The organism is Devosia sp. MC1541 (assembly GCF_012847305.1).
Taxonomy (GTDB): Bacteria; Pseudomonadota; Alphaproteobacteria; order Rhizobiales; family Devosiaceae; genus Devosia.
Window position 1 is genome coordinate 285290 of the sequence record NZ_JABBDZ010000002.1, and the last position, 22402, is coordinate 307691.

The 22402-nt window shown below is 55.6% G+C and carries 21 protein-coding genes; 13 read left to right on the plus strand and 8 right to left on the minus strand.

Annotated features, from left to right (window positions below; translation table 11 throughout):
- Window positions 1–85: 85 nt before the first annotated feature.
- The 4 genes from mnmG to HKD40_RS04175 are packed head-to-tail and all read left to right on the plus strand — an operon-like array spanning window position 86 to window position 4299.
- Entirely contained in the window at window positions 86–1948 is a 1863-nt protein-coding gene (gene mnmG / locus HKD40_RS04160; protein ID WP_169194460.1) for a tRNA uridine-5-carboxymethylaminomethyl(34) synthesis enzyme MnmG, read from the plus strand.
- Window positions 1948–2595 (plus strand): 16S rRNA (guanine(527)-N(7))-methyltransferase RsmG, encoded by a 648-nt coding sequence (rsmG, locus tag HKD40_RS04165; RefSeq protein WP_169194461.1) that lies wholly within the window; start codon window positions 1948–1950, stop codon window positions 2593–2595. Before mnmG ends, rsmG begins: the two co-directional genes overlap by 1 nt.
- Before the next feature lie 18 nt (window positions 2596–2613).
- Window positions 2614–3414 carry a ParA family protein gene (locus HKD40_RS04170; protein ID WP_169194462.1) on the plus strand — a complete coding sequence of 267 codons (801 nt, stop codon included), beginning with the start codon at window positions 2614–2616 and terminating at the stop codon, window positions 3412–3414.
- 9 nt (window positions 3415–3423) lie between these two features.
- Window positions 3424–4299: a ParB/RepB/Spo0J family partition protein gene (locus HKD40_RS04175; RefSeq protein WP_169194463.1), complete on the plus strand. Its 876-nt coding sequence runs from the start codon at window positions 3424–3426 to the stop codon at window positions 4297–4299.
- 55 nt (window positions 4300–4354) lie between these two features.
- Here HKD40_RS04175 and holA read toward each other — a convergent pair whose 3' ends face one another.
- Together holA and leuS are read right to left on the minus strand one after the other, a co-directional pair.
- On the minus strand, window positions 4355–5377 hold the full coding sequence (holA, locus tag HKD40_RS04180) for a DNA polymerase III subunit delta (protein ID WP_169194464.1): 1023 nt from the start codon (window positions 5375–5377) through the stop codon (window positions 4355–4357).
- Window positions 5374–7980: a leucine--tRNA ligase gene (leuS, locus tag HKD40_RS04185; protein ID WP_169194465.1), complete on the minus strand. Its 2607-nt coding sequence runs from the start codon at window positions 7978–7980 to the stop codon at window positions 5374–5376. Before leuS ends, holA begins: the two co-directional genes overlap by 4 nt.
- A 130-nt stretch (window positions 7981–8110) precedes the next feature.
- On the opposite strand from leuS, the gene HKD40_RS04190 reads away from it, so the two are divergent.
- The 3 genes from HKD40_RS04190 (at window position 8111) to HKD40_RS04200 (ending at window position 10170) form a co-directional block, all read left to right on the plus strand.
- On the plus strand, window positions 8111–8803 hold the full coding sequence (locus HKD40_RS04190) for a YggS family pyridoxal phosphate-dependent enzyme (protein ID WP_169194466.1): 693 nt from the start codon (window positions 8111–8113) through the stop codon (window positions 8801–8803).
- A gap of 125 nt (window positions 8804–8928) precedes the next feature.
- Window positions 8929–9612 carry a response regulator transcription factor gene (locus HKD40_RS04195; protein WP_169194467.1) on the plus strand — a complete coding sequence of 228 codons (684 nt, stop codon included), beginning with the start codon at window positions 8929–8931 and terminating at the stop codon, window positions 9610–9612.
- A gap of 93 nt (window positions 9613–9705) precedes the next feature.
- Window positions 9706–10170 (plus strand): cyclic nucleotide-binding domain-containing protein, encoded by a 465-nt coding sequence (locus tag HKD40_RS04200; RefSeq protein ID WP_169194468.1) that lies wholly within the window; start codon window positions 9706–9708, stop codon window positions 10168–10170.
- Here the strand turns inward: HKD40_RS04200 and HKD40_RS04205 are convergent.
- The 3 genes from HKD40_RS04205 to deoD all read right to left on the minus strand — a co-directional run bounded on the left by HKD40_RS04205 (window position 10167) and on the right by deoD (window position 12577).
- Complete coding sequence (locus HKD40_RS04205) at window positions 10167–10973, minus strand: exodeoxyribonuclease III (RefSeq protein ID WP_169194469.1); 807 nt, start codon at window positions 10971–10973, stop codon at window positions 10167–10169. The genes HKD40_RS04200 and HKD40_RS04205 overlap by 4 nt on opposite strands.
- Window positions 10974–11120: 147 nt before the next feature.
- Window positions 11121–11651: a 50S ribosomal protein L19 gene (rplS, locus tag HKD40_RS04210; RefSeq protein WP_169194470.1), complete on the minus strand. Its 531-nt coding sequence runs from the start codon at window positions 11649–11651 to the stop codon at window positions 11121–11123.
- A gap of 215 nt (window positions 11652–11866) precedes the next feature.
- Window positions 11867–12577 carry a purine-nucleoside phosphorylase gene (gene deoD, locus HKD40_RS04215; RefSeq protein ID WP_169194471.1) on the minus strand — a complete coding sequence of 237 codons (711 nt, stop codon included), beginning with the start codon at window positions 12575–12577 and terminating at the stop codon, window positions 11867–11869.
- Between the two features lie 123 nt (window positions 12578–12700).
- On the opposite strand from deoD, the gene argC reads away from it, so the two are divergent.
- The 4 genes from argC (at window position 12701) to HKD40_RS04235 (ending at window position 15201) form a co-directional block, all read left to right on the plus strand.
- Window positions 12701–13648, plus strand: coding sequence for an N-acetyl-gamma-glutamyl-phosphate reductase (gene argC / locus HKD40_RS04220; protein ID WP_169194472.1), 948 nt, complete (start codon window positions 12701–12703; stop codon window positions 13646–13648).
- 118 nt (window positions 13649–13766) lie between these two features.
- A complete protein-coding gene (gene leuD, locus HKD40_RS04225; protein ID WP_169194473.1) occupies window positions 13767–14372 on the plus strand; it encodes a 3-isopropylmalate dehydratase small subunit in 606 nt (201 codons plus the stop codon).
- Window position 14373: 1 nt separating this feature from the next.
- Complete coding sequence (locus tag HKD40_RS04230) at window positions 14374–14802, plus strand: GNAT family N-acetyltransferase (protein WP_169194474.1); 429 nt, start codon at window positions 14374–14376, stop codon at window positions 14800–14802.
- Window positions 14803–14805: 3 nt separating this feature from the next.
- Complete coding sequence (locus tag HKD40_RS04235; RefSeq protein ID WP_169194475.1) at window positions 14806–15201, plus strand: RidA family protein; 396 nt, start codon at window positions 14806–14808, stop codon at window positions 15199–15201.
- A 68-nt stretch (window positions 15202–15269) separates the two neighbouring features.
- On the opposite strand, the gene HKD40_RS04240 is transcribed toward HKD40_RS04235, so the two are convergent.
- Window positions 15270–18488: a S41 family peptidase gene (locus HKD40_RS04240; protein ID WP_169194476.1), complete on the minus strand. Its 3219-nt coding sequence runs from the start codon at window positions 18486–18488 to the stop codon at window positions 15270–15272.
- A 181-nt stretch (window positions 18489–18669) separates the two neighbouring features.
- Between HKD40_RS04240 and leuB the strand changes: the two genes are divergently transcribed.
- Window positions 18670–19773: a 3-isopropylmalate dehydrogenase gene (gene leuB / locus HKD40_RS04245; protein ID WP_169194477.1), complete on the plus strand. Its 1104-nt coding sequence runs from the start codon at window positions 18670–18672 to the stop codon at window positions 19771–19773.
- 207 nt (window positions 19774–19980) lie between these two features.
- The gene (locus HKD40_RS04250; RefSeq protein ID WP_169194478.1) at window positions 19981–20229 is read left to right on the plus strand and encodes a hypothetical protein; all 249 of its coding nucleotides are present in this window, start codon (window positions 19981–19983) and stop codon (window positions 20227–20229) included.
- Window positions 20230–20309: 80 nt separating this feature from the next.
- On the opposite strand, the gene rpsP is transcribed toward HKD40_RS04250, so the two are convergent.
- Both rpsP and ffh read right to left on the minus strand, forming a co-directional pair.
- Window positions 20310–20672 (minus strand): 30S ribosomal protein S16, encoded by a 363-nt coding sequence (gene rpsP / locus HKD40_RS04255; RefSeq protein ID WP_169194479.1) that lies wholly within the window; start codon window positions 20670–20672, stop codon window positions 20310–20312.
- A 27-nt stretch (window positions 20673–20699) separates the two neighbouring features.
- Window positions 20700–22283: a signal recognition particle protein gene (ffh, locus tag HKD40_RS04260; RefSeq protein WP_169194480.1), complete on the minus strand. Its 1584-nt coding sequence runs from the start codon at window positions 22281–22283 to the stop codon at window positions 20700–20702.
- Window positions 22284–22402: the final 119 nt, after the last annotated feature.

A 22402-nucleotide genomic window follows, 5' to 3' on the forward strand; every position in this document is an offset into this window, starting at 1 on the left:
CGTCCCGTGGAGCTTCACGCTTAAGCCAAAATGTTGATTCACATGAAACACTGGCCTATTTGATGCGCCTTGAAGAGTTTTACCCATGAGCGACTACGCCGTTATCGTTGTTGGTGGTGGTCACGCTGGTACGGAAGCCGCAGCTGCGTCTGCCCGTCTTGGCGTCCCCACAGCCCTTGTTACCCATCGCTTCGATACGATTGGGGAGATGAGCTGTAACCCAGCCATTGGTGGCTTGGGCAAAGGCCATCTCGTCCGAGAAATCGACGCGCTCGATGGTCTCATGGGCCTCGTCGCTGATAAAGCCGGCATCCAGTTTCGCGTCCTCAACCGCCGCAAGGGACCTGCTGTACGCGGCCCGCGCGCGCAGGCAGATCGTAAGCTTTATCGTGAAGCTATGCAGGCTGCGATCACCGCACAGCCAAACCTCGATGTGATCGAAGGCGAAGTCGACGACATTGAAGTCACCAATGGTCATGTCTCTGGCGTTGTGCTGCTCGATGGTCGTCGCATTGGCACCAAGGCAGTTGTCCTGACAACCGGTACCTTCTTACGCGGTCTCATTCACCGCGGCGAGTTTACCGAGCCCGCTGGTCGCGTCGGTGAAAAGCCAGTGCTCGGCCTGTCGACACGTCTCGAAGGCCTTGGTCTCGCTCTCGGTCGCCTAAAGACGGGCACTCCTGCACGCCTTGACGGCACCTCCATCGATTATTCTGTTCTAGAAGAACAGCCGGGTGATGACCCCATTGAAGCGTTTTCGGCTTTGACGGACGAGATCACCACGCCGCAGGTATCGTGCCACATCACGCGCACAACCGCCGAAACGCATAAAATTATCAGCGATAACATTCATCGTTCGGCCATGTATTCTGGCCGCATTCAATCGCGTGGCCCGCGCTATTGCCCGTCGATCGAGGATAAAATTGTCCGCTTCGCCGATCGTGACAGCCATCAAATCTTTCTGGAGCCAGAAGGGCTAGAGGACAAGACCGTTTATCCAAACGGTCTTTCCACCTCCTTGCCTGAGGACGTTCAGGAAAGATTCCTTCGTTCCATGCCGGGCTTGGAAAATGTCAAAATCATCCGCCCAGGCTACGCGATAGAATATGATTATGTAGATCCGCGTGAGCTGCGACCCACCTTGGAGGTTAAGCGCCAGCCTGGCCTCTATCTCGCGGGTCAGATCAACGGCACGACCGGGTATGAAGAAGCGGGAGCGCAGGGTCTGCTTGCCGGTGCCAATGCTGCACTCGCCTCAAAGGGCACGGAGTCTTTCATCCTGTCGCGAACGGAGAGCTATCTCGGCGTCATGGTCGACGATCTTGTCACCCGTGGTGTTTCCGAACCCTATCGTATGTTCACCTCGCGGGCAGAGTTCCGTTTGCACTTGCGTGCCGACAACGCTGATCAGCGGCTGACTATGCTGGGCATTGAAAAGGGTGTGGTGGGCGATCGCCGCGCCAGTTACTACGCCGAAAAGTCGGCCAAGCTAGAACATGGGCGGACACTCCTTAGAACGCTCAGCGCTTCACCTACTGAGGCCCGTAAGGCGGGCCTGCCCGTCAATGAAGATGGCAAACGCCGTTCCGCATTTGAGCTTTTGTCATACCCTGACTTTGAGGCAAGTGATTTGACCAAACTTTGGCCGGAGATCGTTGATCTTGAAACCGAAGTGTTGGAGCAAGTGTCTATCGACGCGCAGTATGCGGTTTATCTCGATCGCCAGAAGTCAGACATCGAAGCGGTCCGTCGCGATGAGCAACGCGCCATTCCCGATGATCTCGATTATATGGAGATTCCAGGTCTTTCTATGGAACTGCGTCACAAGCTGACCCTGTACAAGCCGCAGACCATTGCTCAAGCCCAAGCAATGGATGGTATGACTCCGGCAGCGATTACGCTGCTATTGGCTGTCATCCGACGTGGTGCTCTTCGTAAGGCGGGTTAATGTCTAATACTCAATATGTTTCCGCCTATGCTGCGGCGCTATCACGACCGGTTGAGGTCGTCGCAAAAGACTTGGAATCCTATGCCAATCTTTTGCGTAAATGGCAGAAGGTTCAGAATCTTGTTTCACGTGAAACACTGATTGAGCTTTGGACCCGCCATTTCGCTGATAGCCTCCAGGCCCTAACAGTGCTCGAAGAATCAGATCGGCTTGTTATGGATATTGGCAGCGGCGGCGGCTTTCCCGCGCTGCCGATGGCAATTGGATCGAAAGGCATGGATCGCAAATTCGTGCTTGTCGAACCAACGTCCAGAAAAGTGAGCTTTCTCCGCACTGTAGCGCGTGAACTGACTTTGAATGTCCAAGTCTTCGGGAATCGGACTGATGAGATTGATTCACGTGAAACAGGCGTACCAGACGTAATTACTTCCCGAGCATTGGCTGCTTTGCCGCAGTTATGTCATTGGATGCACCCCTTTTTCGGCGAAAATACTCGTGCAGTTCTGCACAAAGGCCGAGAACATGTTGAAGAGATCAAACTAGCCCGTACCCACTGGGACTTTGATGTGTTAACAAAAGGTAGTGACACTGACCCGGGCGGCGTGATCCTAACGATCACCGATTTAAAACCGAGGTTAGCGAGTTAACGGCAAGCGGAGGCCGATTTGGCACCCCGAATCCTTACTTTAGCCAATCAAAAGGGCGGTGTCGGTAAAACGACAACAGCCATCAATCTCGCAACGGCACTTGCCGCTATCGGTGAGCGCGTGTTGATTGTCGATCTTGATCCGCAGGGCAATGCTTCTACGGGTCTGGGCATCAATCGTACCGACCGCGCATTGTCGGCATATGACGTCTTGGTTGGTGAAGCGACCGTCGTCGAAGCGTCGATCATGACGACGGTGCCCAATGTGGCAATTGTCCCGTCGACGATGGACTTGCTCGGGGTGGAACTGACCATTGCTGGGCAGGGCGATCGGGCCTTTAAGCTGCGCAATGCCTTCAAGCAAGTTGATGAGATGCGGATCAACGACAAGCCGGTGAGCTATATTCTCATCGATTGTCCGCCCTCGTTGAACCTTCTTACTATCAATTCACTTGTCGCGGCTGACGCTGTGCTGGTGCCATTGCAGTGCGAGTTTTTTGCGCTTGAAGGTCTTTCACAGCTCCTGCAGACCATTGAGCAGATACGCTCTACCCTCAATCCCCGCCTTTCGATCCAGGGTGTGGTGATGACCATGTTTGACAAGCGCAACAATCTTTCCGAGCAGGTTCTTGCGGACGTGCGTAGCGAAATGGGTGATCTGGTCTATGACACAGTCATTCCGCGCAATGTTCGCCTTTCGGAAGCGCCGTCCTACGGCAAACCGGCATTGCTTTACGATTTGAAGTGCGCAGGATCTCAGGCTTACCTGCGCCTTGCCACTGAAGTTATCCGCCGCGAGCGGCGCCTGAACGCAGCTTAGGAGCGCAGAATGACAGACAAACCGACACGTCTTGGCCGGGGTCTTGCAGCGCTTATTGGCGACATGGCTTCTATCGAAGGTGCACGCGTGACCGAATCTGGTTCCGGTGGCAAAAAATTGCCACTGGAATTCATCATTCCGAACCGTGCGAACCCGCGTCGCACGTTCAACGATGAGCAACTCGAAGAGCTGACGAACTCGATCCGTGAGAAGGGCGTAATGTCGCCGCTTCTGGTCCGTCCAACAACGGATCCAAATATTTTTGAGTTGATCGCCGGTGAACGTCGTTGGCGCGCGTCTCAAAAGGCAGGTCTTCACGACGTGCCGGTCATCGTTCGTGATGTCGACGATAAGGAAGCGCTCGAACTAGCGATTATTGAAAACGTTCAACGCGCCGACCTTAACCCGCTCGAAGAAGCAATGGGTTATGGGCAGCTGATTGAGCAGTTTGAATATACTCAACAGGACCTGGCGCAAGTTATCGGCAAATCCCGTTCGCATGTAGCAAACACTCTGCGTTTGCTTAAGTTGCCAGAAGACGTTCGCGGCATGGTGTCGAGTGGAACGCTGACTGCTGGTCACGCGCGCACGCTGATCACTGTCGACGACCCGACAGCACTGGCACATGAGATCGTTGAAAAGGGTCTTTCGGTTCGCGAAGCAGAAGCGCTCAGCCAGCAGCGCGATATTCCTTTGAAGAAGCCGGTTGTAAGCCGCGCTGAGCCCGATACAGACACTTTGGCGCTACAGCGTCGCCTAGCAGACGCGCTGGGCCTGACGGTGGCTCTAAACCATTCTGACAAGGGTGGTAAGCTTGAAATCCGCTACAAGACACTCGAACAGTTGGACGATATCTGCATGCGTCTAACAGGGCGGACTAATTAAGTATTTGTTTTAATAGATGTTCCACGTGAAACGCGCCCTTTTAGGGGCGCGTTTTTTATTGTGTGGCAGCCATCATGCACAGTGCCAGGGTCGTTCTTCTCAATACTGCCTCCGCCAAAGCGGGACGGCGGCGACTGTCCGAAGTCGCTTGCAGAAGGCGGTCCGCGGCGATCGCTAGGGAGCGGTCCGACCAGAGGCGCAACTGCTGCTCAAGGGTTCCCATCCGTGAAAAGTGGGGTTTGGGCTTTACACCCTCCAACACAGCGCGAGCTGGCTTGCCTTTGTCCACTTCGGTCCGCCAACGGCGTAGACTGGCAAAATGATTGGTCAGCATAGCCAGTAGTTGCTGGGGGTTCACATTTGCGGAAACTGCACGGTTGAGTGCCAACTCTAGCTTTTCGGCGTGCCCGCCGCCTGTCGAATCCAAAATTGCGTCTATGGCTAAGGCGCCGTTGTCGGCACAAAGCAACAGAACGTCCTCGCGGGTAAGGTGTTTGGTTTTGGCTGAGTAAAGCGTCAGCTTTTCCAATTCGCGACGCGTGATCTCGCGGTCGTTGCCAAGGATTTCTCGTAGGCTTGGGATAACGTCGTTGTCGTGCCGAATGCCGTTCTGGTTAAACGTTTCACGCATGAGCGCAATAAGGGTTTCGTCGCTATCCGGGTAGCACGGCAAAGCGCGCCCCAATTTAGCGGCTTCGACAAGTGCACGCAGAGCGTCCTTGGGCGTGAGATTATCGGCCTCGAGCACGATGGCAGTGCCACCGGGATCATCTACGAGTTCTTTGAGTGGCGCAGCTAGTGTCTTACTGGCATTTCTCACGCGAATGATGCGTTTGCCGCCAAACAGTGAGACTGACCGGGCTTCTAGCACGAGAAGTGAAGGATCTGCGTTAAGTTCCGGACCATCAAAAATGGTGACATTGGCTGAGCCAGGATCGTCACCAGACAGATAGCGGATTAGCCGCTGGGCGGTCTCACGAACAAGACCGCCGTCTGGGCCGTAAGCGAGGAATATGCCCTCGCTGAGGTCGGGGCGCGCTAGATAGCGCGCCACCTCATGTGCTTTCAGCGAGGTCATACAACAATGTTGATGATGCGATCGGGAACGACCACGATCTTCTTCGGGGTCTTGCCTTCGAGCGCCTTGGTGACGGCTTCAAGTGCAAGTGCCTGAGCTTCCACCTCTGCCGCTGCAGTACCCTTGGCAACAACCAGTTCGCCACGGCGCTTGCCGTTGATCTGGATGGGCATGGTTACTTCATCATCGACGAGAAGCTTAGCGTCAACCTGTGGCCAGAGAGCGTCGGCAACGAGGCCTTCTGCGCCGAGAACGTCCCAGCATGTTTCGGCCAAGTGCGGCATCATCGGGCTGATCAGTTGGATCAACGAGCGTGTGCCTTCCTTGAGCGCTGTTTGCGTTGCGGCGCCAGGCTTGCCGTTTACAGCTTTCACCAATGCGTTGGTGAGTTCGTAAATCTGAGCTACGGCACGGTTGAAACGCAGGCCTTCGATGTCCTGAGCCACGCCGTGGACGGAACGGTGCACGATCTTGCGCAGACCAAGGGCTGCGGTTTCGTCAACGGCATCACTTGCGGTCGCCGGAGCTGCATCCACGAGATCATTGACCAAACGCCAGACGCGCTGCTGGAAGCGGCTTGCGCCTTCAACACCGGCTTCGGTCCACTGAACGTCGCGTTCAGGCGGGGAATCCGAGAGCATGAACCAACGCGCGGTATCGGCACCGTAGGACGAAACGATTTCGTCTGGATCGACCACGTTCTTCTTGGACTTGCTCATCTTTTCAACAGAACCAATAGACACTGGTTCGTTGTTGGACAGCAGGCGCGCAGAACGGACGTCACCATTGGTTTCGATGGCGATATCGGTTGGATTGACCCAAGCGCCATCCGTGGACTTGTAAGTCTCGTGGGTGACCATGCCCTGAGTGAACAAGCCCTTGAACGGTTCATCTACGCCCACATGGCCAGTGGCCTTCATCGCGCGGGTGAAGAAGCGGCTGTAGAGCAGGTGGAGGATCGCGTGTTCCACGCCACCGATGTACTGGTCCACCGGAAGCCAGCGATTGGCGACAGCTGGTACCGTGGGGGTATCCGCATGTGGGGCAGTGAAGCGGGTAAAATACCAGGACGAGTCGACAAAGGTGTCCATGGTGTCGGTTTCACGCCGCGCGGCAACACCACACTGTGGGCAGTTGGTGTGCTTCCAGGTCGGGTGATGGTCGAGCGCATTGCCCGGCTTATCGAAGGAAACGTCTTCTGGCAGAATGACCGGCAGGTCCTTCTTTGGCACAGGCAGCGTTCCACACACTTCGCAGTGGATGACCGGGATCGGGCAACCCCAATAGCGCTGACGGGAAATCCCCCAGTCGCGCAGGCGATAGTTGACTTCAACTGCGCCCTGCCGCTGGCCATCAACTGTGCGTGCACCAAAGACTTCCGCCATCTTTGCTTTGGCAGCATCGATGGTGAGGCCGTTGAGGAACTCAGAGTTAAAGATGGTGCCACCGTCGACATAGGCTTCGTCGGCAACAGCAAATGTGGCCGGGTCGGTGTCTGCTGGTAGAACGACGGCCTTAACGGGCAGGTCGTATTTACGAGCGAAATCTAGGTCGCGCTGGTCATGTGCTGGGCAACCAAAGATTGCGCCAGTGCCATAGTCCATGAGGACGAAGTTGGCGACATAGACGGGCAGGGTCGCGCCTTCAACCACCGGGTGTTTCACGTGAAGACCAGTGAACACGCCCTTCTTTTCCGCCTTTTCAAGCGTTTCAGTGGCTGTGCCCTGACGACGGAATTCAGCAACAAATTCAGTGAGCTCTGGGCTCGATTTGGCCAGTTCAGCGGTCAGCGGGTGGTCTGGAGATAGGGCAAGGAAGGAAGCGCCGAAAATAGTGTCCGGACGGGTGGTAAACACCTCGACCGACGTTGCGGCGGTCTTGTCGGAGCCGACCAGTTCGAACAGGAGGCGCATGCCTTCCGATTTGCCGATCCAGTTGCGCTGCATGGTGCGCACTTTTTCTGGCCATTCGGTCAGCGTGTCGATGGCTTCGAGCAGGTCTTCAGCAAAATCAGAGATCTTGAAGAACCACTGCGTCAGCTCGCGCTGCTCAACTGCAGCGCCCGAGCGCCAGCCCTTGCCATCAATAACCTGCTCATTGGCGAGAACGGTCATGTCGACCGGATCCCAATTCACCTTTGAGCTCTTGCGGGTCACGAGACCGGCTTCAAGCATATCGATGAACATAGCCTGTTGGTGCTGGTAATAGTCCGGCGAGCAGGTGGCGATTTCGCGCGTCCAATCAATGGAGAGGCCCATCGATTTCAGCTGCTTCTTCATCGCCTCAATATTGGCATAGGTCCAAGTCCCCGGATGGGTCTTGCGCTCGATCGCAGCATTTTCTGCTGGCAGACCAAAAGCGTCCCAACCCATTGGATGGAGCACATTTTTGCCCTTCGCACGGTGATAGCGCGCCACGACGTCGCCCATGGCGTAGTTGCGCACGTGGCCCATATGAATGCGACCCGAGGGGTAGGGGAACATCTCTAGGACGTAGTAAGGGTCGCGCGGATCATCGTTGGAAGTCACAAAGCTCTGGCGCTCGTCCCAGATCTTTTGCCATTTCGGTTCGCTTTCGCGCGGATTGTAGCGTTCGCCGCTCAACTCGGATCGTCCTTACAAATCTAACACAGCATGTCGCAGGAGGGTTGCGCCGCTTGCGTTTTCAGGGGTTTTTAGCTACCCGGACCATCACCAGAAATCCCTTGTCAGGTCAACAGCTACGGGGTCTGCAATGACAGGCAGCATCAGCAGCGCCCAAACTGCGCTCAACGACATTAATGCTCGGATAGAGACGGCACGGATTCGCTTCGGCGCGCTGCCCGAAACCGTTGACTTGGTTGCAGTTTCCAAGACTTTTTCAGCCGATGAGGTCCTTCCATTTCTGCAGGCAGGCCAGCGCGTTTTCGGTGAAAACCGTGTTCAGGAGGCCAAAGATAAGTGGCCGTCATTGCGCGAGAAGTTTGCTAACGTGCAATTGCACTTGATTGGCCCACTCCAGACCAACAAAGCGCGTGAGGCCGTGGCACTGTTTGATGTCATCGAAAGCGTTGACCGGGAGAAGGTGGCCGCAGTGCTGGCCGAGGAGATGAAGCGTGCGGATAAATCCATACCGTGCTTTGTGCAGGTCAACATTGGTGGCGAAGAGCAAAAGGCCGGGATCGCGATTGCTGACACGGTAGCTTTCGTAAAACGCTGTCGCGAGGTCCACGGGCTCAACATCATTGGCCTGATGTGCATTCCCCCAGACGGCCAGCCCGCAGGAAGCTATTTTGCGCATCTCAGCCAACTTGGCCAGGAGGCCGGTGTCTCACATCTCTCGATGGGGATGAGCGGCGATTTTGAAACCGCGATTGCTATGGGTGCAACCCATGTGCGCGTGGGTTCGGCCCTGTTCGGTAAGCGGCCGGCGACAATCTCGGCCTAAACCTGCAACTTTTCCGTATGTTTCCACGTTGCCTTCTCAATAACGGCGATGTGATGAGGCGTGCCCTTTTTAGGTCGCGTCTTTGTGATCTCGCTCGACCAGAGTGGAAACGCGCGGAGTAAAATATGAATAAGCGGCGCATCTTGGTTGTGGATGACGATACCGATCTACGGCAGACGCTCGTCGAACAGCTCGCGGCGGAGCCCGATTTCGAGATCGTTGAAGCAGGCACAGCGAGTGATGCTTTCGTCGCGGTGCGTGGGAACAATGTTGATCTCACCATCATGGACGTCGGTTTGCCTGATATGGACGGCCGCGATGCTGTGCGCACCCTGCGTCAGGAAGGCTATTCGAGCCCCGTTTTGCTCCTGACCGGCCACGACAGTGACGCTGACGAAATTCAGGGACTTGAATCGGGCGCGAATGACTATGTGACCAAGCCGTTCCGCTACCCAGTCCTTTTGGCCCGTATTCAGGCGGCTTTACGCCAGCATGATAGCAGTGAAGACGCCGTTTTCACGATCGGCCCCTACAATTTCCATCCTGCTGGTAAGACAATGGAAATGGCGGACGGCACCAAGGTCCGCTTGACCGACAAAGAAACATCGATACTCAAGTTTCTCTATCGTCAGGGTCCGAAAACCATCACGCGTGACATCCTCCTAAAGGAGGTTTGGGGTTATAATAATCGGGTGACCACCCATACGTTAGAGACCCATATCTATCGGCTCCGCCAAAAGATTGAGCGCGATCCATCCAATGCACGTCTTCTCGTCACGGAAGATGGTGGGTATCGTCTCGTTCCCTAAAAGACAAAAGAGTTCATTCTCCCCCAGAACTCGATTATAGCTTGCCAAAGGCCGCTTCGATGAAGCGGCCAAAGGCATAGCGGGTCTGGGCTGATGATAGTGGACGACGCGGCCGAGCTCTTGAGCCAGGCCGATTTCTTCGACATTTGCGATGAACAAGAGCTCACCATGTTGGGATTTGCTGGTGATCGCCAACATTTCTCGGCCGGTGACGTCATCTATCGCGGCGGTACGGAGCCGCAAGGTGCTTCCGTTTTGGTGCGCGGTACTGTGCTCGTTGAACATCAAGGCGCAGAGGCGAGCAAAGCCTATCGTCTCACCGAGCCTGGCAGTGTCATATCTCCAACCTCGCTGATCATCGCTAAACCGCGACCCGTGACCTTTACGGCTGAGACGGAATGCGAGCTGATCTTTGTCCCGCGGTCTGCTTTTCTAAAGCTCGCAAAACAAAGCCCCAGCCTCGCTCAACGCGCCGCAGAGCGCATCCAACGAGATCTGGGGCAATATATGCACGCGCTCGAACCACTGCGAAAGAAGATGGTTCGCTCCGCGGATTAGCCGAAACGGGCGATGACGGGCACGTGGTCCGAAGGTTGCGCTGTCCAGCCTCGGGCCGCGCGAACGATCTCTATCCCAGAACAATTCTGGGCGATGTCCGAAGTTGACCAAATGTGGTCAAGGCGACGGCCGCGGTCGGACGCATTCCAATCCTTGCCGCGATAGCTCCACCACGAATAGATCTTCTGATCGTAGGGCACGTGCTTGCGCACTAGGTCGACCCAGCCAAATCCTCCCTTGAGCAGGGCATCGAGGCGCTCGGTTTCCATCGGCGTGTGGCTGATGATTTTAAGCAGTTGCTTATGGTTCCACACGTCGTTCTCGTGTGGCGCGATGTTGAAGTCACCGGCGATCAGCTGACGATGCTGGAAGGCAGGCTCGGCGAACCACGTCTTCAGCTCATCCAGGAAATCGAGCTTGTGCTTGAACTTGGGATTGATGGTTACGTCCGGCTCATCGCCGCCCGCAGGAATATAGAAATTGTGCAGTGTGGTTGGGCCATAGCCAAAGTCCATCAGCGCTGCGATGTGACGCGAATCGGGGATTTCGCAGAATGAGCGGCTTGAAATGTCCGTTAGCGGAAACTTCGAGACAGTTGCTACCCCGTGGTAACCCTTCTGGCCATGCACGGCCATGTGCGGGTAGCCAGCTTCGATGAAAGCATTGCGCGGAAACTGGTCATTCGTGCACTTAATTTCCTGCAGCATCAGTACGTCCGGCTGATACTCGCGCAAGAAATTAAGGACCATCTCGATCCGAAGACGAACCGAATTGATGTTCCAGGTCACAATGGAAGTGGTCATTAAAGACTCCGGGAATCGGGTGACGCTTGTTTGTGCTCTTCTATCAGCCCTAGCCGATTGAGCTAAGCGTTTCACGTGAATCGTTGTGGCAAAAGGAAAGGCCCGGTGTTGCCACCGGGCCTCTCAATTCGATCAGCTTCGAGCGTCTTATTCGCTCTTTGCTTCTTCGGCTGCTGCTGCTGCCGCTGCTGCTTCAGCTTCCTTTGCAGCGACTTCAGCTGCGAGGGCCTGAGCTGCTGCTACGCGTTCAGCTTCACGAGCTTCCTTAGCAGCCAGTGCTGCTTCGCGTTCGCCAGCTTCGATCTTGCGGGTACGAGCGTTGGTCGATTCGAAAATACGAGCAGACTTACCGCGACGATCGCGCAGGTAGTACAGCTTGGCGCGACGAACCTTACCGCGCTTGATCACTTCAACCGAAGCAATGTTTGGGGAATAGATTGGGAACACGCGTTCCACGCCTTCACCGTAAGAAATCTTACGGACGGTGAAGGATTCCATGATGCCGCCACCCGAGCGTGCAATCACGACGCCTTCATAGGCTTGGAGACGTTCCTTGTCGCCTTCGCGGATCTTTACCCACACCTTGACGGTATCGCCGTGGGTGAAGTCTGGAAGTTCGCGCTGAGCGGCGAGCTTAGTAACTTGTTCTTGTTCAAGCTGCTGGATGATATTGGTCATAATCGATCCGTTCTGATCTTTTCGCTGGAGCAATTTGGGGGTCCGAAAACCCTTGTTGCCCGGTCTTGGTTTGTAACGGAGGGCAGTCTTCTTGTTATTCCCGTGCGTCTACTCCGAGAGGCAAACACACGAATGGGCGGCTCATAGGCGATAAACGTCAATGAGTCCAGCCCTGCTGCTGCATTCGGCCTCTAACTCTCAGCCTTTTTACGGGTTTAAGCGACGGCGGTATCGAGGGAAAGCTCAACCATCTCTTTGAGCGAGCTTTGGCGCTCGTCGGCGCTCATTTCCTCGTGCGTAATCAGGCTATCAGTCATGGTGCAAATGGCGAGGGCCTTCACCTTGAAACGCGCTGCGAGCGTATAAAGCACAGCCGCTTCCATCTCCACGCCGATCACGCCATGCTCCGGCAACTTGTCATACCCTGCGAAGCCATCAGCGTGGTAGAAGACATCTGAAGACAGCATATTGCCTGCGTGATAGGCCAAACCGCGCTCTTCAGCGAGATTGGCGGCTGTGCGCAGAAGGCCGAAGTCAGCGATGGGGGCGAAGTTGAAGGCACCGAACCGGCCCTTCACAATGCCTGAATCGGTGGACGCACCCTGCGCCAGTATAATGTCCCGTACCTTCACATCAGCGCTAAGCCCGCCGCATGTGCCCACGCGGATGATTTTTTTGACGCCAAAGACGTTGATCAACTCATGCACATAGATAGCGAGGGACGGTTGGCCCATGCCACTGGCCTGCACTGAAATAGGCTTGCCTTTCCAGGTGCCGGTATAGCCGAGGCAATTACGGACAGAATTGACGAGTTTGGGGTTCTCGAAGAACGTCTCAGCGATCCATTTTGCGCGCAAAGGGTCGCCCGGCAGCAGCACCGCTTCTGCATAGTCACCGGGCTTGGCGTGATTGTGTGGAGTGCTCATAGTCGTCCCTCGTTTTGTAGATGCTTAGGATTGCCAAAGCTGGGCATGCATTACAACCGCAGAACGCTTGACGTTGGCGCGAGAGAACGCCATCTAAGCCAAGTCTTATTGAGGAGCCCATTCATGGCCGCGAAGATCTTTATTGATGGCGAAGCTGGTACCACTGGTCTGCAGATCCGTGATCGTCTGGCTGGCCGACAGGATCTTGAAGTTCTCTCAATCGCGCCGGAAAAGCGCAAGGATCAGGATGAGCGTAAGCGCCTGCTCAATGCAGCTGATGTGGCGATCCTCTGCCTGCCCGACGAAGCCGCCAAAGAAAGCGTACGTCTCATCGACAATGACACCACTCGTGTCATTGATGCCTCGACCGCATTCCGTATCGCTGAAGGCTGGACCTATGGCTTTGCTGAAATGGACATCGGTCAGACCGAAGCCATTGCTAAGGCCCGTTTCGTTGCCAATCCAGGGTGCTGGCCACAGGGGCTAATCGCGGCCGCTCGTCCGCTGGTGGAAGCGCGTCTTCTGCCCGGCGACTATCCGCTGAGCTACCATGGCATTTCCGGCTATTCGGGCGGTGGTCGCCAGATGATCGAAGAGTATGAGGCAGAAGGCGCAAAGCCGAGCCAGTTCATGCCTTATGGGCTGACCTTTAAGCACAAGCATCTGCCAGAAATGGCGGAATATGCACATCTGAACCGTGCGCCATTGTTTGAGCCCACCGTTGGCAATTTTGCTCAGGGCATGCTGACGACGATGCCGCTGCACCTCGACATGGTTGCGGATATGCCAACGGGCAAGGATCTGCATGATTGCCTTTCGGCACATTACGCAGCGATCCCGAACAGCTTCGTTGAAGCCATGCCTTATGATCCAAGCGCCGGCAAACTCGCTTCGCTTGATCCTCAGGCCAATAACGGCACCAATAAGCTCTCGCTCTATGTGTTTGCCAATGATGAGCTCAATCAGGCTGTCATTGCTGCGGTTTACGACAATCTGGGCAAGGGCGCTTCTGGCGCTGCAGTTCAGAACCTCAACATCATGTTGGGCGTCGATCCAAAGACCAGCCTCTAAGCATTTTTAAACGTACGGATGGGGTGAAAACTCCAGCCGTACGCTTTGGTACGGTTAGGCCTTGACCGATACCCCCGGATTGCGCGATGACGCTAGTAACAGCGAGGTCCCAATCCCCATGGATAAGTTCATCACTCTGACCGGTGTCGCGGCTCCATTGCCGATTATCAATATCGACACCGATATGATCATCCCAAAGCAGTACCTCAAGACGATCAAGCGCACCGGTCTCGGCACTGCGCTGTTCTCCGAAATGCGGTACAATGAAGATGGCTCGGAAAATGCTGAGTTCGTCCTCAATCAGCCTGCTTATCGCAAAGCGCAGATCATCATCGCGGGCGACAATTTTGGTTGTGGTTCCTCGCGTGAGCACGCGCCTTGGGCACTGCTTGACTTCGGCGTTCGCTGCGTGATTTCCACCAGCTTTGCGGACATTTTCTACAATAACTGCTTCAAGAACGGCATTCTGCCACTCGTCGTTTCGCCAGAACAGCTCAAACTGCTGCTCGACGATGCCGAGCGCGGCTCAAACGCTACTCTGACCATCGACCTCGAAGCGCAGACCATTCAGGGTCCAGATGGTGGCACACTCCACTTCGACATCGACCCATCGCGCAAGCAGATCCTGCTTGAAGGTCTCGATGACATTGCCGGCACCTTGAAGTCCGATGCATCCATAACCTCCTTTGAGGGAAAAATGGCTGCACAACGTCCCTGGCTCTAAAATGGTCCAGATCGTTCTAGAAGAAGGTCAGAGTGGGGCATCTCATCAGACCATTTTGAGCGGTCTTATCCAGTACAATGACTCCAAAACGGAGGGGCGGTTTGCTCCTCCGTTTTTTTCATTTGTGCTGGCGGTAAAAGACGACGGCGGCGACACTGTTGGCGGCCTGACTGGCCGCATCAGCTACGGCTGGATGATGATTGAACTATTGCACCTGCCAGCGACTTTGCGCGGGCAGGGTGTTGGCGAAGCCTTGATGAATAGGGCAGAGGTCTTGGCGCGCGAAAGACTCTGTGTCGGCATTCGGTTAGACACGATGAGTTTTCAAGCTCCTGGGTTTTACGCAAAGCTTGGCTACACTGAATACGGCCGCCTAGAAGACTATCCGCCCGGTCACACTCGTTACTTCCTTCACAAGAGATTGGACTAACCCATGGTGCAGCGCGTCTCCACTGGCTCGCCCTTTGAAGCCACCTTTGGCTATTCGCGCGCCGTGCGCCACGAAGACACAGTCTATGTGTCCGGTACGACGGGCTATGACTACGCCACCATGACCATGCCGGAGAGCGCTGGCGAGCAGGCCAAGAACGCCCTGGCCACCGTCGACAAAGCGCTCAAAGAAGTGGGCTCCTCGATCGAGGATACGGTCCGCGTTGTCTATTACGTCGCTGACCGATCGTTGGTTGATGAAGTCGTCGCAGCGGTGGGTCCGGTGTTCAAGAATATCCGTCCGGCCGCTTCCATGCTGATTGTGCAGATGATCGAAGAGGGCATGAAGATCGAGATCGAAGTAACGGCCCGCATCGGCGCGGCGACCAGCCACAGCTGATCGCATCTCAGTGCGGAAAATGAAAAGGCGCCCCAAGAGGCGCCTTTTTTACTTTTTGGAATCGTTGCTTACGGCAGACGGCAGTCGCTGTCAGCGCCGATCTGCTCCATCAGAGCGGCCACGGCGGCCTCGAGCTGCGGGTCGGTATTGAAGCCAACAGAGTTGGGGTCAAACGGCACGTGAATGTCTGGCTGAATGATGCTGTTTTCATACAAATGCCCGTCGAGATTGCGGATAGGCAAAGTTGGCATCGCATATTCAAAGCCCCTGACGATCTTGCTTTTATAGGACGAGACATAGGTGCCGGTGTTCAACACCGCATCGCCGACGATGAGCCCCAATTTGGTGTCGTGATAGGCCTGAGGGAACATAGTGCCATCCGAATAGCCGTAGCTATCCACCAGAATTGCGCTCGGGCCAATCCAGCGATTGTTGGGATCCTGTACCTTCGGGCCATCATCGCGACCAGTCACGCTATACGCTTCGCCGCTGAGCAGTGTCATCAATTCGCGGGTGAGGTTGCCCCCGCCGTTCGAACGCACGTCGATAAGCGCTGCCTTGGCGACATCGCGCATCCCAGTCAAACGGCCAACGAGGCGGCGGTAAGAGGGTTCGTCCATATCTGGAACGTACTGATAAACCACACAGCTGTTGGAGAGTCGGCTCACCATCTCACGGCGGCTATCGCGCCATCGTTCGCGGGCGAGTTCGTACTCATCGAAGGCGCTGATCGGGTGGACGCTCACAGTGCGTTGGTCTTCACCATTGGCTTTCGCGATACCGAGCGACACCTCTCTGCCTGAGTTGCGATCAAGAAGACGACCGGTTCCGCCCAAGTCTGGAATTTGCTTGCCATTAATGCTCGTGATTACGTCGCCCGCGTTTACGCCCAGGCTGGCGCGGTCGAGTGGACCACCGGGGAGCAGCGCAGCCACGCGTAGACCGGGGCCTTCAAAACCATAGTCAAAATAGACGCCAAGGACGTCGCTCTGACTCCCAATCCCCGCTACATTGCCTTCGAATATCACGGAGTTGGAAAAGAGGTGTGATGCAGACAACTCGCCATACATTGCGCGCACGAGATCCGAAAGTTCACGCGTCGAATTGATGGAGCCCAAATACGAGCGATACTTCGCGCCAATGGCATCCCAATCGCGGCCTTCTAGGTCTGCTGAGTAAAAATTATACTTCAGGTGCGACCATGCCTGCTCAAAGGCGGCCCTTCTATGAGCGTCGAGATTGAAGCTGGCGACGTGATTGATCGCGATGTGTTCAGTGCCGTTGGGGCTGTAGACTGACACCCGTACAATCTCATCGTCAGCTTTGAAGTCGATCACATCTGTTGCTGCCACGTGAGAAAAGCCAACGGTGCCGGGGGCCTCAACGATTTGAATCGTCTCGGCGCTACCGTCGGCCAAATCTATGCGTTGAATCAAAAAGTGCGTGTCGTCGATGCGATCGACCCCGATCAAGCCGGTACCATTGGCTTCCAGATAATAGTAGTCGAGGTGGCCTCCGATGTGTGTTTCGAGGCGGGAAGCGCGCTCCGCTTCTGGTACGTAGCGTTTCGGGCCGCGCTCAGCAAAATCGACCGTGCCATCGGCGAGGTCGATAAAGTCTGCGCGCGCCTGCGCCGAAACGAAAATGCGATACAGGTCGAGCGTTTCAATGTGAAGCTGCGCGGACCACGCAGTATCAACTGCCGATTGAACAAAAATCTGGCTGCCATCGGTGCTCCACTGCCCATTGAAGCTCACGTTGAGGGCTTGTGTTACGTGCTGTGGCGGTGCGCTACCATCAGCGGGGACAACCGCGGCCTTAGAATTGTCGCCACCAGATCCAATAGTGCGCCAACGCGTTAGGATTTGGTCTGATGTAGGAGCCCAAGAGAACCAGATGTCATCCTCTCGATAGGACGAGTTATAGTCACTGGGCGCGAAGAGCTTTGTCACAGCCTTAGTTGCTAGATTGAGAACCTGCACTTCTCGTCGATCCGCGATAAAGGCGATCTCTGAGCCGTCTGGGGAGTAGAGCGGTTGGAATGCGTTCCCTTCCTCGGGGACATAGAGCTTTTCTTCAACAAAGCTCTCACCTTCGCCTGCACCAGCGGAGGTTAATGCAATGCGATACAGGCCCCACTGATGATCGCGCTCGCTGGCATAAGTGAGCGCCTGACCGTCAGGTGAAAAGCTTACGTTGCGCTCTTCCTCAGGGGTTTCGGTTAGTTGCTGTACCTTACCTGTCGTATCGACCAAAAATATATTGCCATAGCGGGCGATGGCGAAATGATTGCCGTCCGGAGATGAGACAAATTCGTCGCTCCCGAGGAGCGGCACATTCACATCCAAGCTGGCGAGCTGCTCAAGCGTCAGCACCTCAAGTGGTTGGGGCTCGGTCTCTCCCGCGCTAATCGTATAGATGCGTCCGTCGTGGATAAAAGCCAGCATGCCGTTATCGGCGATCGACAGGTCGATTACCTGTGTGCCGTGAAACTGCGTGACCTGCTCTTCGGTCTTATCGGCAAATGAATAGCGCCAGACATTGAGCGTGCCGGTCCCTTCCGCGAGGTAATAGATCGCGCTGTTGTCGGGGCTCCAAACCGGGTTGTAGCGATCGACGCCATCAACATTGAAAAGCCGCTCGTGGTTCCCGGTGGCAGGGGAGTACATATAGATTTGTCGCGCATTGGCTGTGACGCGATGTTGGCGCTCGGCACGATCCCCTGCTGGGTCGAAACTATACGCGAGTTTGTCCATCGCTGTATTCCAGCGCGCGTCGCTGGCGTAGTTAGGCAGAACGAGGGTTTCGCGGCCGGTTTCGACACTTTGAGCAAACAGCTGTGGCTTGCTAGAAAGTGCCGTCTGTACGCTGCGTTCAGCGTCTCCGAGAGCTATTCTACTATAAAGAATCTGTTCTCCGTCGGGCGAGAAGCTCGATGGTTGCTCGCCAAATGAGGACCAAGTGCGTCGTTCGAGCGTGCCGCTGAAATCGGTGAGATAAATCTCGGTATTGCCATTGATGTCGGTGGCAAAGGCAAGTCTTTCTGAGTCCGGCGCCCAGATCGCTCCATAGCTAAAATTGCCGGCGGTGGTGAGCGGAACGGCGAGCCCGCCATCAGCAGGTACGACAAAAATCTGCCCACGATAGGTGAAACTGATGGTTTCCCCGTCTGGCGATATACTGGCATAGCGCATCCACCGAGGTGTCTCGCCGTTGGGTTGAGCATAGGCAGGAATTATGGCCGCCATCAGCGCGAGCGCTGACAGCCCTAAAAATTTCTTAAACACTGATACCTCCTAAAATCTCCGTATTTATCCGTGGGTAGGTCTTAGCGTGTTGTTAATTTACTCTGCGGGCGAAACTGGAATTTTGGATGCAAACGCGGCAGCCGCTTGCGCTAGCGTCGAAAAAAGCGCTATGTGCAAGCTAAGGTGTACCCGTGAGTACGGTTGAGGAGTTTATCCCAATATGGCTGCCCATTCCCTTTTCCTTCTGCCTGGTGACGGCATCGGCACAGAGATCATGGCTGAGGTCGAAAAGATCATCGCTTGGTCCAACGAAGCGGGTCTGACGGACTTCGCGATTGAACGCGGTTTGGCTGGCGGTTGCGCTTATGACGCGCATGGCGAAGCGATCTCCGAAGAAGACATGGAAAAGGCATCGAAGGCCGACGCCGTCATCTTTGGTGCGGTTGGCGGTCCGAAGTGGGACAATGTCCCTTACGACAAGCGCCCAGAAGCTGCTCTCCTGCGTCTGCGCAAGGATTTGGGCCTGTTTGCCAACTTGCGTCCAGCGATCTGCTACCCAGCACTGGCTGACGCCTCTGCGCTCAAGCGCGAATTGGTTGAAGGCCTCGACATCCTCATCGTTCGCGAGCTGACCGGTGGCGTTTACTTCGGCGAGCCGAAGGAAATCATCGATCTGGGCAATGGCCAAAAGCGCGGCGTGGATACTCAGGTTTACGAAACCTACGAAATCGATCGCATTGCACGCGTCGCCTTCGATCTTGCCCGCACCCGCGGCAACAAGATCCACTCGGCTGACAAGAAGAACGTCATGAAGTCTGGCGTGTTGTGGGACGAAGTCGTTCGCACCGTTGCCAAGGATTTTGGCGACGTAGCGTTCAATCATATTCTGGCTGACAACTGCGCTATGCAGCTCGTCCGCAATCCCAAGCAGTTCGACGTTATCGTCACCGACAACCTTTTTGGCGATATTCTCTCCGACGTCGCTGCCATGCTCACCGGTTCGCTCGGCATGCTCCCATCGGCAGCACTTGGCGCTCCAGATGCGTCCACCGGGAAGCGTAAGGCGATGTACGAGCCAGTCCATGGCTCGGCTCCAGACATCGCTGGCAAGGGCATCGCCAACCCGATCGCGATGATTGCGTCATACGCCATGGCGCTGCGCTACTCCTTCGGCATGATCGAGATGGCGGACAAGGTCGAAGGCGCTATCGCTGCCGTACTCGCTGAAGGCCTGCGTTCAGCCGACATCGCTCAAGAAGGCTGCAAGGTTGTCGGCACCCAGGAAATGGGCGAAGCAATCCTCGCCAAGCTCAAGGCCGCATAACGGAGAGTTTTTTCCGCTAACGAGTTCCATAATTTAGATACATGAGCACACCCCGGCAGCAATGTCGGGGTTTTTGCATTCTCCAAACCTAATTTTGCCACCTGAGTGAAAGCGGCAGCGCGGATGAAGAAATATTCGATTCTGAATTGATCTTGTGTCCCAGCTTTGAATAGCGTGGAGCTCGCTTAGGTATTTTGGGAGTAGGTTATGTCTGACACACAAGAAATCATTGGCCAGGGAGTTGCCATACGTGTTGCATGTCTTGTGAAATCATTAGCTGAAGCTGACCCAGAATTTGAACATAGGTTCGTCAAAAATATTGAGGACGCAGCTTACAAGATAGAAGGCGATGAAAAGGTATCTCTTTTTACGACAGAGTTGCTTTCCAATACTCGATCCCTGTTGACAGGGTTCACTTGGTCGTCAGGCCAGGGTGCGTCGTTTTTTGATGAATAACGATATCGTGCGAATAAAGAAAAAACCCCGGCGCCATGAGCACCGGGGTCTTTTTATAACTTAGTCCAAAAGGACTAAAATTATTCAGCTGCGCCTTCAGCAACAGCAGCTTCCTTAGCTGCCTTTTCCTCTGCGCGTTCCTTAGCGCGGTCGCCTGGCTCACCCTTCTTTGGGTTGTTGCGTGCGTCGCGCTTCAGGAGGCCTGCTGTGTCGAGGAAACGTTCTACGCGGTCGGTTGGAACCGCACCAACGGACAGCCAGTGCTGAGCGCGTTCGGTGTTCAGAACGATGCGGTTTTCAACGTCCTTGTTCAGCAGTGGGTTGTAGGTGCCCAGCTTTTCGATGAAGCGGCCGTCGCGTGGCGAACGCGCGTCAGCGATAACGATGTGGTAGAAAGGGCGCTTCTTGGTGCCAGCGCGTGCAAGGCGGATCTTGAGTGCCATGATTGGCTCCTAGTTTCGAGTTTTGGTCTATTTCTTCTTGCCCAAGCCGGGCAGGCCTGGGAATTTTGGTATGCCGCCGAGACCAGGAAGACCCGGGCCGCCGGAGGACTTGAGCAGCGCGTTGACGTCAGTCGGCAGCGCCTTGGGGGCAGGGAGATCAGCCCCGGGCAGGCCCTTGAGCTGATCGGGATTGATGCCGGCCTGACGGGCCATGGCTTCAAGCTGTTTAGGGTCCATTTTGGACAGGTCCGGCATACCGCCGAGCATTCCGCCCATCTTGCCCCCAAACATGCCCCCGAGTGCGCCCATGCCGCCCTTGGAGACTTTTTTCATCATATCCGCCATCTGGCGGTGCTGTTTGGTCAGCTTATTGATTTCCGACACGTCAACACCGGCACCAGCAGCGATACGCTTGCGACGTGAGGCATTGAGCAGGTCCGGGTTGGCCCGTTCCTTGGCGGTCATCGAATTGATAATAGCGATCTGGCGATCAAAGACCTTTTCGTCGATGTTCGCGTTGGCCATAGCCTTTTTCATCTGGCCGGCACCGGGCATCATGCCCATCAGGCCGCCCATGCCGCCCATCTTCTTCATCTGCTGAAGCTGGCCGCGCAGATCGTCGAGGTCAAAGGAGCCCTTCTTGAGCTTCTTCGCCATTTTCGCGGCGTCTTCGGCGGTAACGTGTTCGGCAGCCTTTTCCACGAGCGAAACAATGTCGCCCATGCCAAGGATACGGTCAGCGATACGGCTTGGATGGAAGTCCTCGAGGGCATCCATCTTTTCGCCAACACCGATCAGCTTGATCGGCTTGCCGGTTGCTGCACGCATCGAGAGTGCAGCGCCGCCACGACCGTCGCCATCCACGCGTGTCAGCACGATACCGGTGATATCGAGACGGGTATCAAATGAGCGGGCGACGTTGATCGCGTCCTGACCGGTCAACGAATCGACAACCAGCAGAATCTCGTGTGGCTTGACGGTCTCCTTAATGGAGACCGTTTCGACCATCAGTTCCTCGTCGATATGCGTACGACCGGCGGTGTCGACGATCAGAACGTCATAGCCGCCGAGGCGGGCTTCGCGTTCAGCGCGACGCGCGATTTCGACCGGCGTTTCGCTCGAGACGATTGGAAGAGTGTCGACACCAACCTGTTCGCCAAGGATGCGCAGCTGCTCCATAGCAGCCGGACGGCGCGTATCGAGCGAAGCCAGCAGCACTTTCTTGCGCTGCTTGTCCTTAAGACGTTTGGCGATCTTGGCGGTGGTGGTGGTCTTACCCGAACCCTGCAAACCAACCATCAGGAGGGTTACGGGGGCAGGAGCGTTAAGATCGATGGTGACAGCGTCAGAGCCAAGAACTGCAACGAGTTCGTCGTTGACGATCTTGACGACTTGCTGGCCCGGGGTAACGGAGCGCGTGACTTCAGCGCCAATAGCGCGTTCACGAACCTGCTCAACGAAGGCACGGACAACTTCAAGCGAAACGTCGGCTTCAATAAGGGCGCGACGAATTTCGCGCATTGCAGCATCGACGTCCGCTTCATTCAGCGCGCCGCGGCCACGAAGCCCGTCAAAGATTTTGCCAAGCCGGTCGCTTAAGCTCTCGAACATGCCGGTTCCTTTTCACTCGCAAGGCCAATTCCTTGTGAGAGATAAGATCCAAAAAGCCAAACACCAAACCCACCCGCGGGCGCAACGCGCTGGCGGATGTTGGCCTCCGGGATCTCTTT

Bases quoted from the DNA above. Each gene is read 5' to 3' on its own strand.
- HKD40_RS04235 (WP_169194475.1), top strand. From the start codon at position 14,806: ATGGTGCAGCGCGTCTCCACTGGCTCGCCCTTTGAAGCCACCTTTGGC.
- ffh (WP_169194480.1), bottom strand. From the start codon at position 22,283: ATGTTCGAGAGCTTAAGCGACCGGCTTGGCAAAATCTTTGACGGGCTT.
- HKD40_RS04175 (WP_169194463.1), top strand. From the start codon at position 3,424: ATGACAGACAAACCGACACGTCTTGGCCGGGGTCTTGCAGCGCTTATT.
- leuB (WP_169194477.1), top strand. From the start codon at position 18,670: ATGGCTGCCCATTCCCTTTTCCTTCTGCCTGGTGACGGCATCGGCACA.
- HKD40_RS04190 (WP_169194466.1), top strand. From the start codon at position 8,111: ATGACAGGCAGCATCAGCAGCGCCCAAACTGCGCTCAACGACATTAAT.
- mnmG (WP_169194460.1), top strand. From the start codon at position 86: ATGAGCGACTACGCCGTTATCGTTGTTGGTGGTGGTCACGCTGGTACG.
- deoD (WP_169194471.1), bottom strand. From the start codon at position 12,577: ATGAGCACTCCACACAATCACGCCAAGCCCGGTGACTATGCAGAAGCG.
- rplS (WP_169194470.1), bottom strand. From the start codon at position 11,651: ATGACCAATATCATCCAGCAGCTTGAACAAGAACAAGTTACTAAGCTC.
- holA (WP_169194464.1), bottom strand. From the start codon at position 5,377: ATGACCTCGCTGAAAGCACATGAGGTGGCGCGCTATCTAGCGCGCCCC.
- HKD40_RS04250 (WP_169194478.1), top strand. From the start codon at position 19,981: ATGTCTGACACACAAGAAATCATTGGCCAGGGAGTTGCCATACGTGTT.
- HKD40_RS04230 (WP_169194474.1), top strand. From the start codon at position 14,374: ATGGTCCAGATCGTTCTAGAAGAAGGTCAGAGTGGGGCATCTCATCAG.
- rpsP (WP_169194479.1), bottom strand. From the start codon at position 20,672: ATGGCACTCAAGATCCGCCTTGCACGCGCTGGCACCAAGAAGCGCCCT.
- HKD40_RS04195 (WP_169194467.1), top strand. From the start codon at position 8,929: ATGAATAAGCGGCGCATCTTGGTTGTGGATGACGATACCGATCTACGG.
- HKD40_RS04200 (WP_169194468.1), top strand. From the start codon at position 9,706: ATGATAGTGGACGACGCGGCCGAGCTCTTGAGCCAGGCCGATTTCTTC.
- leuD (WP_169194473.1), top strand. From the start codon at position 13,767: ATGGATAAGTTCATCACTCTGACCGGTGTCGCGGCTCCATTGCCGATT.
- argC (WP_169194472.1), top strand. From the start codon at position 12,701: ATGGCCGCGAAGATCTTTATTGATGGCGAAGCTGGTACCACTGGTCTG.
- rsmG (WP_169194461.1), top strand. From the start codon at position 1,948: ATGTCTAATACTCAATATGTTTCCGCCTATGCTGCGGCGCTATCACGA.
- HKD40_RS04205 (WP_169194469.1), bottom strand. From the start codon at position 10,973: ATGACCACTTCCATTGTGACCTGGAACATCAATTCGGTTCGTCTTCGG.